Annotated in this window: 11 protein-coding genes; 5 read left to right on the top strand and 6 right to left on the bottom strand. The window is 65.7% G+C overall.

Annotation, left to right across the window (positions count from 1 at the left end; all coding sequences use genetic code 11):
* Positions 1-18 precede the first annotated feature (18 nt).
* Together AC1RP5_RS09490 and AC1RP5_RS09485 are read right to left on the bottom strand one after the other, a co-directional pair.
* Entirely contained in the window at positions 19-2,361 is a 2,343-nt protein-coding gene (locus AC1RP5_RS09490; RefSeq protein ID WP_493110388.1) for a M10 family metallopeptidase C-terminal domain-containing protein, read from the bottom strand.
* 167 nt (positions 2,362-2,528) lie between these two features.
* Complete coding sequence (locus AC1RP5_RS09485) at positions 2,529-2,924, bottom strand: winged helix-turn-helix transcriptional regulator (protein WP_493110387.1); 396 nt, start codon at positions 2,922-2,924, stop codon at positions 2,529-2,531.
* A gap of 85 nt (positions 2,925-3,009) precedes the next feature.
* Between AC1RP5_RS09485 and AC1RP5_RS09480 the strand changes: the two genes are divergently transcribed.
* Positions 3,010-3,744 (top strand): SDR family NAD(P)-dependent oxidoreductase, encoded by a 735-nt coding sequence (locus tag AC1RP5_RS09480; RefSeq protein WP_493110386.1) that lies wholly within the window; start codon positions 3,010-3,012, stop codon positions 3,742-3,744.
* A 128-nt stretch (positions 3,745-3,872) separates the two neighbouring features.
* On the opposite strand, the gene AC1RP5_RS09475 is transcribed toward AC1RP5_RS09480, so the two are convergent.
* The gene (locus AC1RP5_RS09475; RefSeq protein WP_493110385.1) at positions 3,873-4,565 is read right to left on the bottom strand and encodes an isochorismatase family protein; all 693 of its coding nucleotides are present in this window, start codon (positions 4,563-4,565) and stop codon (positions 3,873-3,875) included.
* A 225-nt stretch (positions 4,566-4,790) separates the two neighbouring features.
* Between AC1RP5_RS09475 and AC1RP5_RS09470 the strand changes: the two genes are divergently transcribed.
* The gene (locus tag AC1RP5_RS09470) at positions 4,791-6,317 is read left to right on the top strand and encodes a DUF1254 domain-containing protein (RefSeq protein WP_493110384.1); all 1,527 of its coding nucleotides are present in this window, start codon (positions 4,791-4,793) and stop codon (positions 6,315-6,317) included.
* Here the strand turns inward: AC1RP5_RS09470 and AC1RP5_RS09465 are convergent.
* Entirely contained in the window at positions 6,301-7,311 is a 1,011-nt protein-coding gene (locus AC1RP5_RS09465; RefSeq protein WP_493110383.1) for an AraC family transcriptional regulator, read from the bottom strand. The genes AC1RP5_RS09470 and AC1RP5_RS09465 overlap by 17 nt on opposite strands.
* Before the next feature lie 198 nt (positions 7,312-7,509).
* Between AC1RP5_RS09465 and AC1RP5_RS09460 the strand changes: the two genes are divergently transcribed.
* On the top strand, positions 7,510-8,406 hold the full coding sequence (locus tag AC1RP5_RS09460; protein WP_493110382.1) for a hypothetical protein: 897 nt from the start codon (positions 7,510-7,512) through the stop codon (positions 8,404-8,406).
* A 20-nt stretch (positions 8,407-8,426) separates the two neighbouring features.
* Entirely contained in the window at positions 8,427-9,854 is a 1,428-nt protein-coding gene (locus AC1RP5_RS09455) for a DUF1254 domain-containing protein (RefSeq protein WP_493110381.1), read from the top strand.
* A 95-nt stretch (positions 9,855-9,949) separates the two neighbouring features.
* Here AC1RP5_RS09455 and AC1RP5_RS09450 read toward each other — a convergent pair whose 3' ends face one another.
* Both AC1RP5_RS09450 and AC1RP5_RS09445 read right to left on the bottom strand, forming a co-directional pair.
* Positions 9,950-10,219, bottom strand: coding sequence for a hypothetical protein (locus AC1RP5_RS09450; RefSeq protein ID WP_493110380.1), 270 nt, complete (start codon positions 10,217-10,219; stop codon positions 9,950-9,952).
* Positions 10,220-10,504: 285 nt separating this feature from the next.
* A complete protein-coding gene (locus tag AC1RP5_RS09445) occupies positions 10,505-11,281 on the bottom strand; it encodes a hypothetical protein (RefSeq protein WP_493110379.1) in 777 nt (258 codons plus the stop codon).
* 257 nt (positions 11,282-11,538) lie between these two features.
* On the opposite strand from AC1RP5_RS09445, the gene AC1RP5_RS09440 reads away from it, so the two are divergent.
* On the top strand, positions 11,539-12,948 hold the full coding sequence (locus AC1RP5_RS09440) for an OprD family outer membrane porin (protein WP_493110378.1): 1,410 nt from the start codon (positions 11,539-11,541) through the stop codon (positions 12,946-12,948).
* The last annotated feature ends 103 nt before the right edge of the window (positions 12,949-13,051 follow it).

The raw sequence follows: 13,051 nt of genomic DNA, 5'->3' as shown, positions 1-13,051 counted from the left end.
CGCGGGACGGGCCGCGTTTCAGAATATGAAATCCAGCGACGAGAGCTGGCCGGCGATGGTGGTGTTGATGCTGATGGCCATGTCGGTGTTGATGTCGAACTCGCCGATCGTCTGCACGACGTAGACCGTCTGGGCCGTGCCCGAGCTGTGGATCTCGACGTGGGAGAAGTCGGTGTTGAGCGCGGCGAGGTCGATCTTGTCGGTGCCGAGGATGAAGTCGACGATCGTGTCGTAGCCGGTCTTCAGGTTGCTGTCGTTGTAGCTCTGATAGCCGAAGGTCACGGTGCCGCCGCCGGCATAGAGCTTGTCGGCGCCGCCCAGCCCGTCGAACCGGTTGATGCCGCCGTTGCCGATCAGCGTGTCGCCGATCGTGCCGCCCCAGGCGTTCTGGATCGCGTTCATCTGGTCGGTGAGCGTCTGCACGCCCTTGTACCAGACATAGCCGAGCTGCTGCAGCAGGTCGACGACGACGCTGTTCGTCTGCGCCGAATAGTCGACCGTGTTCGAGCCGGTGCCGCCCCAGAGCTGGTTGACGGGGATGGCGCTCGCCGGCGTGTCCCTGGGGGTGTCGACGAAGACGCCGCCGACGAAGACATCGTCGCCGCCCAGGCCGTAGAGCGCGTTCGCGCCGCCGCCGCCGTCCAGGCGGTTGTCGCCATCGTCGCCGATCAGCCTGTCGTTGCCGGTGCCGCCGGTCACGTTCTGGATCAGGTTCATCTGGTCGACGAGAACGAAGGCCGTGCCCTTCAGGACGCTGCCGGAGCCGGCGCCCAGGTCGACGCTGACGGCCGCCGTCAGCGCGGAATAGTCGACCGTATTGTTGCCGGTGCCACCCCACAGCTGGTTCACGCCGCCGTTGGTCGCGGTTCCGCCGGCGAAGGTGTCGTTGCCGCCGAGGCCGTAGAGCGCGTTGGCGCCGCCGCCGCCGTTCAGGCCGTTGTCGCCGTCGTCGCCGATCAGCGTGTCGTTGGCCGCGCCGCCGATGATGCTCTCGATCGAGTTCAGCGCATCGGTGAGAACCAGTACGCCGTCGTGCTTGACGTAGCCCGCGCCCGCGCCCAGGTCGACATAAACGCTGGCGGTCTGCCCGGCATAGGTGACGATGTCGGTGCCGTCGCCGCCCCAGAGCTGGTTGACGCCATCGCCCAGCGACGTGCCGCCGCTCAGCGTGTCGTTGCCGGCGCCGCCGTAGAGCACGTCGACGCCGCTGTCGCCGCTGATGAAGTCGTCGCCGCCATTGGCCGTCAGGATGTTGTTCAGCTCGTTGCCGGTGATCGTGTCGTCGCCGTTGCCGGTGATCAGGTTGCTGATCAGGGAGCGCGTGTCTCCGTTGTAGAGCAGCGTGTTGTAGATGTTGCCGTTGGCCAGGTTGTTGTAGGCCGAGGTGCCGGGCGCGGCGTCCTCGTTCAGGTCGGCGATCTGGCTCTTGGAGAAGTTCAGCCACTGGCCGGCCCGCAGGTCGTCGACCTGCTTGCCATTGAAGTTGCTGAGGTCGTAGGTCGTCGTGGCGCCCTGCGTCCACACGGTCGCGAAGATCTTGTTGGTCGCGGTCGTGCCGGTGTTCGGCGCCAGGCCGCCGTTGATGTACTGCTGGCCGGTCGAGTTGCTCCAGGTGTAGGTGCGCGTGGTGTTTGCGGCGCTGAAGTTGGCGCCGTAATAGGCCTGGAGGGCCGCGATGTCGTACATCATGTAGCTCTGCGCCGAGGAGCCGATATGCGCCGCCAGCGCCGTCTCGGTGGTGGCGCCGATATAGGCCGCGTAGGTCATGATCGAGAATTCGACGTCGTTGCGATCTTCCTCGAGCTCGCCGTTGAAGCTGTCGTCGTGGCCGTGCTTCAGGCCAAACGCATGACCCAGCTCATGCATGATGGTGGTGAACTGGTCGGTGCCGAAGAACACGGGGTTCTTGATCCAGCCATTGCCCTCGCCGATGAACGTGTCGCCGGCGGCGCGGCTGTCGGACTTCGAATAGGTCCCGTCGTTCGACGGGAAATTGGAGATCGACAGCGAGATGTCGCGGGCCTGGCGGAACGTCGCGGCACTGGCCTGGCCCGACGCGACCTCGGTGAAGGTGAGCTGCGTGTAGGACGCCACCAGGTTGAACGCGATCCTCGTCGCGGCCTTTTCGAGGTCGTTCATCGGCTGGAACTCGGCGACTTCCTCGACCCGCGGATAGCCCGGCACGTCGAGGTAATCCGACGCCAGCGTGGGAAAGGAGAACTTCGCGTTGGTCGCCGGCGTTCCATCGGCATTCACCCAGCGATAGTCCATCAGCAGGGCGCGGACATTGTCATCCTGGCCCGACGAATCGAACGCGCCGCCATAGAGGCCGCCCTTGGGTGTGTTGTAGACAGCGGCCATGGTTCCGTATTCCCAATCTAAAGTAGTAAATTGAGGTCAATGCTCTCTTTGCGTGCGAATTTTGTCAATGCCGCGCGCGTGCGAGCGTGCGGCAGATTACCGACGGATCGTTAGAGAGCGATGACGCTCTACCTTGTCGTCCTGAGTGCAGCGAAGGACCTGACGGCTCAGGACGATGGAGACACCGCCGCCTCTCGCCGCGCGAAGACGCGCGTCACCTCTTCGAGGTTCTCCGTGCCCCACGTACACAGCGGCACCAGTGCCTCGGCGAGGCTGTGGCCGAGCGGCGTCAGCGCGTAGTCGACCCTCGGCGGCACTTCCTTGTAGTCGGTGCGCTTGATGAGACCATCGGCCGTCAGCTCCTTGAGCTGCTGGATCAGCATCTTGTCGCTGACGTCGCGCATGGCGCGGCGCAGTTCGCCGTAACGGGTCGGGCCGCCCTGGGCCAGGAAGTAGAGGATCAGCGGCTTCCACTTGCCGGCGATGACACGCAGCGTCGCGTCGAGGCCGCAGGTGAAGCCGGGCAAGGTCGGGGTGCACGCCGGGGAAAGATCGTTCGACATTTTTAGGCACTTACCAAAAGGTGCATACTTGTCCTTAGGTGGGTAGGCCTCCAGCTCTGTGCAACCTCAAATGCAGGAGCACATCATGGGCAGACTTACAGGCAAGACAGCAGTGATCACGGGCGGCGGCACGGGCATCGGGCTGGGCGCCGCGCAGCGCTTCATCGACGAAGGCGCGTTCGTCTATCTGTTCGGGCGTCGCCAGGGACCGCTCGACGCGGCCGTGGCCAAGCTCGGCAATTCGGCGCGCGCCGTGCGCGGGTCGGTGACCGATCCGGCCGATCTCGATCGGCTGTACGAGCAGGTGAAGACGGAGCGCGGCGGGCTCGACATCGTGTTCGCCAATGCGGGTACCGGACTGTTCGCGCCGCTGGGCGGGATCACGCCCGAGCACTACGACACGATCTTCGACGTCAACGTGAAGGGGCTGGTCTTCACCGTGCAGAAGGCGCTGCCGCTGATGAAGTCCGGCGGCTCGATCATCCTCACCGGCTCGAGCACCGGCGTGATGGGCACGCCGCAGTTCAGCATCTACAGCGCCACCAAGGCCGCCGTCCGCAACCTCGCCCGAAGCTGGGCGCTCGACCTGAAGGGAACCGGCATCCGCGTGAACGTGCTGTCGCCCGGCCCGACGCTCACTGAGTTGGCGCTCGAGGTCGTGGGCGAGAAGGAGTTCAGGGAACTTGGCGCCACCACGCCGCTCGGCCGCATCGGCGATCCCTCGGAGACCGGCGCGGCCGCGGCATTCCTCGCCTCCTCTGACTCGAGCTACATGACCGGCGGCGAGATCTTTGTGGATGGAGGTCTCGCCCAGGTTTGATGGTTCGGGCCTGAACAAAAATACTGTCGTCCTGAGCGGAGCGTAGCGTAGTCGAAGGACCTCTTTTCGCCTCGACACATTGTGCGCCGGAAAAGAGGTCCTTCGACTGCGCGCCTTTGGCGCTTCGCTCAGGACGACGGATGTGAGAGCAGCTTCACCACATCGTCCGTCGAGACGACATCGGCGAAGGTCAGCATCATCGCGTTCAGGGTGCTGTTGTGCTCGTAGTCCGTATGCGTCGCCGTGCCGTCGGAGACGAACAGCACCTTGTAGTTCATCATCATCGCGTCGCGCGCCGTCGACTCGCAGCAGATGTTGGTGGCGCAGCCGGTGATGATCACCGTGTCGATGCCCCTCGCTTGCAGCCTCTTGTGCAAATCCGACGAGCCCTCGACGAAGCAGCCGAAGCGGAACTTGTCGATGCGCATGTCGCCGGGCTCGACGATCTCGATGTCGCGATGCAGCGCGTGACCGGGACGGCCGACCGTGAACGTGTCGTACATGCCGGCGCGCTTCTGTTCGGTCCAGAAGCCGCCGAACCAGTTCGACCAGCTCTGCTTGCTCTCCTCGCTGATCGAATTCTGCACGAAGACGTTCAGCGCGCCCGCGTTGCGGCAGGCAGCACTGATGCGATTGATGTTGGGGATCACCGACGCGGCCGGCGCGACCTCGGCCGGTGCACCCGGTGTCGTGAAGCCCACCTGCATGTCGATCACCAGATGTGCCGTCTTCTTCGGATCGATCGTCTCGAACAGCCTGAGCCGCCCGCGCCGCTCCAGCGCGTTCTTCACGATGTCTTCGTCGAGCCTGACCTGATGCATGAACCCATCCGCACTTGAAACCGCGATGCTGGCGTCATTGTGCGGCAATTTCGTGAAGTGTCGAAGGGCCGGCCACGTCGCGAGCATCAGGTTGCGCCTCGCCTATTGCGCCACGCTTGTTGCGCCGCCCTGCAACCAGCGCGAAAGTAGCCGAACAGCGCACTGCTCCGGACTGACTGACCTGACTGTCACGTCAGCCGCATCCCTCGGGCGGAGGAACGTCACATGAAGGTCAGACCGGGTGAAGAAACGCGGGTCAACCGCCGTGAGACGCTGGCGCAGGGGCTGAGCGTTGCCTCGGCGGCTGCGCTCGGTGGGATGCTATCGGCCATGGTGACACCCGCGCCGTCTCTTGCGCAGGACGGCCAGGAGCCGCTCGGCGGCCAGCCACCGAAAGGTGCGAAGCCGTCGATCAAGGACTTCGACTACCAGATCAAATACCAGCGCGCCTTCGAGGCCGTGCTCTGGAACATGCCGGCGATCGCGATCTATTCGTTTCGCCGAGCCGCCTTCGCGACGCTCGGCCTCACCGACAACGACATCATCGCCTATTCGGCCACCGCAACGCCGAAGCTGGAGGCCATCACCGCCAACAGCAGCACGCCCTACATCGCGGCCTACACGGACCTGCGCCGCGGACCCGTCGTCCTCGAAGTGCCGGTCGCCGGCGCCGACGGCAGTCTCTATGGACAGGTCGTCGATGCCTGGCAGCTCACGATCGCCGATGTCGGTCCCGCGGGCATCGACCAGGGCAAGGGCGGCAAGCTGCTGTTCACGCCGCCGGGCTACAAGGAGGCGATTCCCGACGGCTATCTCCATGTGCCGTCCCCGAACTATCGCATCGCACTTGCCTTTCGCTCCGTCCCCGCACCGGGCAAATCGGCGACGGACGCCTATGCCTATGCCAAACGGCTGCGGATGTATTATCTCAGCGACGCGGCCAGCCCGCCGTCGCAGCGCTTCGTCGACCCTGCCAACCAGCGCTATCCGACCCTGCCCTTCTATGACGCGCGGCACTTCGAGGACATGCACGCCATCATGAGCGTCGAGCCCGTCCGCGAGCACGACAAGGTCATGATGGGGATGCTGAAGTCGCTGGGCATCGAGAAGGGCAAGCCCTATGCGCCAGACCCGGTCGCCAAACGCGCCATGCAGCAGGCGGCGATCGACGCCTGGTTCTATCTCCAGCACTGGCTCGACACGATGCCGGCATCGATGCGCTACTGGCCGGACCGGCACTATGTCTCGCTCCTGCAGGCCGACGCGAACAAGACCTTCTCGTTCACCTACGACGACTATGTCGACCTGATCCCGCGGGCCGCCGAATATTTCTGGTGCACTTACATGCCGCGAGTCCTGAGCGACACACCGGCCACCCAGTACATGATGGCGATGGCCGACAGCAGCGGCCGGCTGCTCGAAGCGGGCAAGCTCTACAAGCTCGACGTCCCGGCCAACATGCCGGTCCGGCAATTCTGGGCGCTGACCGTCTACGACCGCGCGACCTGCGCCTTCATCTACAGCAACTCGGACCGCACGACGCTCTCGTCCTACGATGTCGACAGGATGAAGAAGAACGCGAACGGCGGGGTCACTCTCTATGTCGGCCCGAAGGCGCCCGCGGGCCTGGACTCGAACTGGATACCGACCGCGGGAAAGAGGCCTCTTCCGGCGATGCGCTTCTATGGCCCTACCGAGTCCTTCAACGACAGGAGCTTCAAGCTGCCCGACTTCGTCAGGGTGGATGGATAGCCGACTGGCCTCGCGCTGCGGCGGGCCAGGCAGATGAGGCGACGCGGCTGCGCCACGCCGCCGGCGGCTGCCCGACCTTCGCACTGAACGCCCGCGAGAAGGCGGCGACGTCGGAGTAGCAGGTGGTCGCGGCGATATCGGCGATGGTGAGGTCGGTGTCGCGCATCAGTTGCTGGGCGATCTGCAGGCGGACCTCGGCGATCAGGTCCTTGGTCGAGGTGCCGCGTTCGGCCAGCCGCCGGTTCAGCGTGCGTTTGCTGAGACCCAGCGCGGACGCGACGCTGTCGACGCCGACGATTCCCTGCGCCATGCCGCGGATGACGGCGCGGCGGGCCTGGACCGGAATGTCGAGGTCCGCGGCCGGCGGCGACGGCGCGGGCGCGACAAGGGCGGCAGGCGACGGTTCGGGCTTCCGCGTCAGCCAGGACGGGTCGAAGACGATCGAGTTGAGCGGCGCGTCGAAGGCGAGCGGTGCCTTGAACGCCGCCTCGTAGGGCCGACGGTCGGCCGGCTCGCGCCGCGCGAACGTCACCCGCACCGGCGTCCATCGCGGCCCGCAGAGGAAGCGCAGGATGTTCGCCGCGAAGACCAGCACGAAGTCGTCGAGCTGCTCGGTGCCGCGGGCATGAAAATCGTAGGGCGTGATGCTGAAGCAGGCGCTGTCGGCGCCGATCGTCAGGGCGGGCACGACGGCCTCGCCGTTCAGATGCAGGCTCATGACCAGGCCGCGCAGCGCGCGCTCGACCGACAGCGCGCCGGTCAGCAGCCGGGCCAGCGGCTCGCCCAGCGCCGGCAGCTGCACCGCCTCGGCGAGCAGCAATCCGAAATGCGGGCAGTTCGACAGCTCGGCGCAGCGCGCGCCGAGATGCACCAGCTGGCCGACGGGCAGGCGATTGTCGGGATCGTTGAAACTGTCGGACGGGAGACCGGCTTCGACGAGAAGCGGCATCAGCTTCAGGCCGAACCGGCCGAGCAGCGGCTCGATCCCGAGCATGGGCGCGACCCGCATCGTGCGGGCGGAAGACCCGGTTCGTCGCGGGGCGTCGATGCCTGTCTGCAGGGTTTCTGTATGCGTCACGTTGCGGTGAATGCTTGCACTTTTGGCGCAAAATGTCATGGCGCGGCCGAAGGCGTTTTGGCACATCCCCTCGCCGTTGAACCGTGCCCATCCGGAGGCCTCGTGAAGCAACAAATGGCAGCCGCCGCTTTTGCCGTGTCGAGCTGCCTTGCCGCCGCGGGCCCGGTAAGGGCGGACGATTCGTATCGTCTGCAGGCGCAAGCCGCTGCCCCCCTTCCCGATCCCGACGCCTGGCGCTTCCAGGCCGCGACCTATGGCTGGCTGATGAGCGTGAGCGGCAGCACCACGTCGCACGGCCAGACGATCGACACCCAGGCGAGCTTCATCGACCTGCTGCAGAAGAGCGATTCGCTGATCGGCTTCATGGGCTATGTCGAGGCCGACAAGGGGCCGGTCGGCTTCTACACCGACCTCGTCTTCACCAAGATGGGCTTCGCCACGGGCCAGACCTCCTATCGCAACCCGATCGCCGGGCTGAAGCTCAGCGCGACGGCCAATGCCGCGCTCACCATGCAGATGTTCATCGCCGAGATGGGCGGCGTCTACGAGCTCACGCGCTGGAGCGGGGGCACGGGTTCCTCGACCTCGATCGAGGCGGTCGGCGGTTTCCGCTACTGGAACGTCAACCTGGTCGGCACCTTCGATGCGCTGCTGACCGCCAACACCACGCGCTTCAATCTCGGCCGCAGCGGCGGTTTCGCGCTGGCCGACAGCGGCACCAGGAACTGGGTCGATCCGCTGGTGGGCATCCGCCTGCGCCACCAGTTCGACGCCCATCAGCAGATCACGGTGCGCGGCGACATCGGCGGCTTCAATCTGCAGAACTCGCTGAGCTGGCAGGCGCTCGCCGTCTATTCCTACGACTGGCAATTCGACGGCTACCAGATCGCCGCCCTGCTCGGCTTCCGCGCGCTCGGTGTGAACTACAACACCGGCAGCGGCACCGCCGACGCCTTCGGCCTCAACGAAGTCTTTTATGGCCCCGTCGTGGGCGCGAGTTTCCGTTTCTGACTCTCACAAGGAGGTTCGTCATGAACATCACCCGTCGCAATGCCGCCCTGGGCGGCCTGTTCGGCACGCTCTCGACCCTCGGCGGTCTCCTGCCCGCGCGCGCCCAGGAAGCCGTGCCCGTCCTCGGCGGCATCGAGGAATTCTGGCTGGCGACCGACGCCTACGTCTATGGCTACCCGCTGGTCACGATGGAGATGACGCGGCGGATCATGACCAATGTCGCGACGACCGAAGCGATGCGCGCGCCGATGGGACATCTCATCAAGGCCCGCCAGTATCCCGACGCCGCCTTCCGCGACGTCACCGCGCCCAACGCCGACACGCTCTACACGACCGCCTGGGTCGATCTCGGCAAGGAACCCTGGGTCATCAGCATCCCCGACATGAAGGGCCGCTACTTCCTGTTCCCGATGCTCGACGGCTGGACGACCGTCTTCCAGGCGCCGGGCTCGCGCACCACCGGCACCGGCGCGCAGACCTATGCGATCACCGGCCCGGGCTGGAAAGGCACGCTCCCGGCCGGCGTGAAGGAATACAAGTCGCCGACCAACATCGTGTGGCTGCTGGGCCGCATCTACTGCACCGGCACGCCCGAGGATTACGCCGCCGTCCATGCGCTCCAGGACCAGTTCAAGCTGGTGCCGCTCAGCGCCTACGGCAAGGACTACACGCCGCCCGCCGGCACGGTCGATCCGTCGATCGACATGAAGACGGCGGTGCGCGAGCAGGTGAACGCGCTCGATCCGGTCGCCTACTTCACCCTGCTGGCCGAACTGATGAAGACCAATCCGCCGGTCGCGGCCGATGCCGCCGCCGTCGCGCGCTTCGCCCGCATTGGCCTGGTGCCCGGCAAGGATTTCGACAAGAGCAAGCTCAACGCCGACTTCGCCGCGCGCATCCCGCACGCCGCGTTCGACCGCATCATGCTGCAGTTGAAGGTGAACAAGTCGGTCAAGAACATCAACGGCTGGCTCTACGACACCGTCACCGGCCTCTACGGCACCGATTATCTCAACCGCGCGCTGGTGACGGCGATCGGGCTGGGCGCCAACCGCGTCCAGGACGCGATCTATCCGACGTCGCTCAAGGACGCCAACGGCGGCGACTATGACGGCGCCAACAAGTACGTGATGCGCTTCCCCAAGGGCCAGCTGCCGCCGACCAAGGGCTTCTGGTCGGTGACGATGTACGACGCGAACTACTTCTTCATCGCCAACCCGCTCAACCGCTATTCGATCAGCGCACGCCAGAAGCTGAAGGCGAATGCCGACGGCTCGGTCGACCTCTACATCCAGAACGAGTCGCCCGGCGCCGACAAGGAGTCGAACTGGCTCCCCGCCCCCAAGGGCAAGTTCATCCTGATGATGCGCCTATACTGGCCCACCGAGACCCCGCCCTCGATCATCGACGGCACCTGGTCGCCGCCGCCCGCGAAGAAGGTCGGCTGAGATAGTACCCCCGGCCGGTTCGAGTCCGGCCGGGGGTACCTCTCAAATCGAAGACTTGAACGGAGAGCGACCATGCTGGTTCGCTCGACCGATCTTCACGATCCGGCGGCGATACGCTCACACTCGGCGCAGTCCATTCCGGTCGCTTCCAGCACGGATTTCGCCGTCTCGTGGGCCGCCTTGAGCGTGCCGCTCAACTCGCCGTTCTTGTGCATCTCCGTCACGGATAGATACAGCTTCTTCTCGAGCTGGTCGTTCAGCGAGGTCATGAAATAGCCTGCGTGAACCTCGCACTCCTCGATGGCGCCAATCTCCACGGCTCGCGCTTCGATCCGTTGGTAGTTTTCGTTCTCGCGGTCACTCATTCAGTGGCTCCTTTGCCCTGCCTTCTCGCTCTTTCTGCTGGCGGCAAAAAGGCCAGAAATATCCATATAAAATGGCGTTTTATGACTTCTTTGAGCGGCGCGGCCAATCGGTTTCGTTCGAAGTGCATTCGATGAAGCAGCGCAGGGCTACCGTTACGAAGGGGCCGTGCGAACGCGGACGCTTTTCGTCCTGGGCGCCGCTGCCGCCGCGCTCGCGCTGGCACTCAATCTCGAGACCGCCCTGACAGTTCGCCTGGAATAGTGACGCCTCTCTTCGCGCTCGCTTCAGCGCGACCGTTGAAGGGGCGTGGGCGTGAGCGGGCTGGGCGCCAATGGGCCCGATGACGATGAGCCCGACGACGGAGGGTTCAGCGCCGGATCGGCCGAACTCGGGGGCATCCCCTTTATCGGATCGTTGACGGTCGGGTCGTTGACCTGGATCGGCTTCACCATCGTGTCCGTTTCGGTGGCCGCGGCCGGCGTGGCGCCGGGCGGGCCGAGGGGCGTAGGCGCGCCCGGAGCGGCGGACGCCGGCGCAGCGGTCCGGCCCTCCTGCTCAGCGACGGCCTTGGCGGCGGAGGACGTGTAGAGCCACTGGTCGGCGCCGCGCGTCGTGCCTTCCTTGAAGACGGCGATGGCGCGCTGCTTGTTGCCCGCCTTCCAGTAGGCCTCGGAGACGTCGCGATAGACCATGCCGGTGGCGCTGGGCTTGTTCAGGACGGGCACGCGCTGCAGGGCGCCCTTGGCGCGATCGAAGCTGCGCTCGCCGGCCGCCGTGTCACCGGCGCGGATCTGATAGTCGGCCAGGCTGGAGAGCGCGAGCGCCAGGGTGCCGCAATTGTAGTTGGTCGTGGAGGAGCACTGGTCGGCCGCGGAATACTTCTCGACTTCCTTCTGCGCAAGGCTGGTCGCGGACTTGAGGTCGCCCTTGTCCGAGGCCTGCATCGCCTCGACCTGGTAGGAATCGCCGCCGCCACACGCCGTCGTCAGCAGCGCGCCCGCCGCGACCATCGCCAAATGCCTCAGGACCCGCGTCCTGCGATCCCCCAACAACGCCGCCATCTCAGTTTCCTGTCGAACACGAAGGCCGCAGACCGGCCCTCCCCCACCCGACTTATGGCGGGCGTATAGCCTGAGAGGAAGGGGGGATTTAGGGCCGGGCCCCGCCCGGCCCCAGGAGCGTCAGGACATTGCGCAGCAATGTCCGGGAGCGTCGATCAGTGCCGCTACACCCACCAATTTCCCGATTCATCGACATGTGATTCATGCTTCAATGCCGGCAGCGCAACGACGGGGAGCACGGTGGGGAGGACAGTTTTTTGAGGAAGACCCAGCGCCTTCACCGCGCCGCCGCCTCGTTCCTCACCGCCGCAACCCTCGCCGCCTCCGGACTCGTCCCGGCCGGCAGTGCGCTCGCCCAGGCCAGCAAGCAGGAATATCCGATCCCGACCGATCCGTCGGAGGACCTGACGGCGATCGAGCGCATCTTCACGCGGCCGACGCCGCCGCCGCTCACCGCGTTCCCCGAGCTGCGGGAGAAGTGGAAGGACACGCCGGCCTTCCTGCGCGATTCCAGGATCAACGTCGAGGCCCGCAGCTACTTCCGCGACGGCGTCAACATACCGGGCAGCACCAACATCCAGCAGGCCTGGGCGAGCGGCGGCTCGATCTCGGGCGAGACCGGCAAGCTGTTCGATGTCCTCTCGCTGGGTGCGGCGCTCTACACGTCCTTCCCCGTGATCGCCCCCTCGCAGTACGGCAACACCGGGCTGCTGCTGCCCGACCAGGCGGGCTATGCCGTGTTCGGCGAGCTCTATGCCCAGGCGCACCTGTTCGAAGACCACAAGGTCACGGTCGGCCGCCATCTCTACAACACGCCATTCATGGGTCCGCACGACAACCGCATGTCGCCCCAGACCTTCTCCGGCTACACGCTGATCGGCACCTTCGGCGGCCACGACAAGGACGGGCCGAGCTTCCTCTATGGCGGCGGCTACATCGACGCCATCAAGCAGCGTGACGCCTATGCCTTCCAGTCGATGGCGAGCATGGCCGGCGTCCCCACCTCGAACGCGGGCGTGGGCTTCGCCGGCGGCCTGCTGACCTGGGGCGGCGCCTCGCTCGGCGCGATCAACTACTACGCCCAGGACCTGCTCAACATCTTCTACACCGAGGGCAAGTACGGGAAGAAGCTGGGCGACGGCTTCAGCGTCATGGGCGCCGCGCAGTTCGTCGCCCAGAACAGCACCGGCCAGGCGCTGATGAACGGCGGCAAGCCCTTCGCCACCAACCAGATCGGCGCGAAAGTCGAACTCGGCCACAACACCGGCATCGTTACGCTGGCCTATTCGGCGGTGAGCCCGGATCTCGCCATCCAGATCCCCTGGAGCGCCAGCCCCTTCTACACCTATGCGCTGGTCCAGGGCTTCCTGCGTGCCGGCGAACAGGCGGTGATGATCGGCCTGTCGCAGACGCTGAAGCCGGTCGGCCTGCCGGACTTCGCGCTGGCGGCTCATTTCTTCAACGGCTGGACGAGCGCCGTCGCGGCGGGCGCCCCGCTGGTCGAGAGCGAATGGGACTTCCACATCGACTGGCGCCCCAAGCACAAGCCATTGCAGGGGCTGTGGTTCCGCACGCAGTACGGAAGATCGACGGTGTGGCAGGGCGGCACGATCACCAACAGCGAGGAGCTGCGGGTGGTGCTGAATTATGATCTGAAGATGTACTAGGCCGAGCTTCGCTCGGCCCGAGGAGCGTCAGGACATTGCGCAGCAATGTCCGGGAGCGTCGACAGGTGCTGCGACACCCCCATCCGTCGTCTCGACCGAAGCG

The sequence above is a fragment of the Reyranella sp. GW821-FHT12G01 genome (assembly GCF_058806575.1).
Note: the sequence above shows the minus strand (reverse complement) of the source record. Positions and strands in the feature narration are given on the sequence as shown.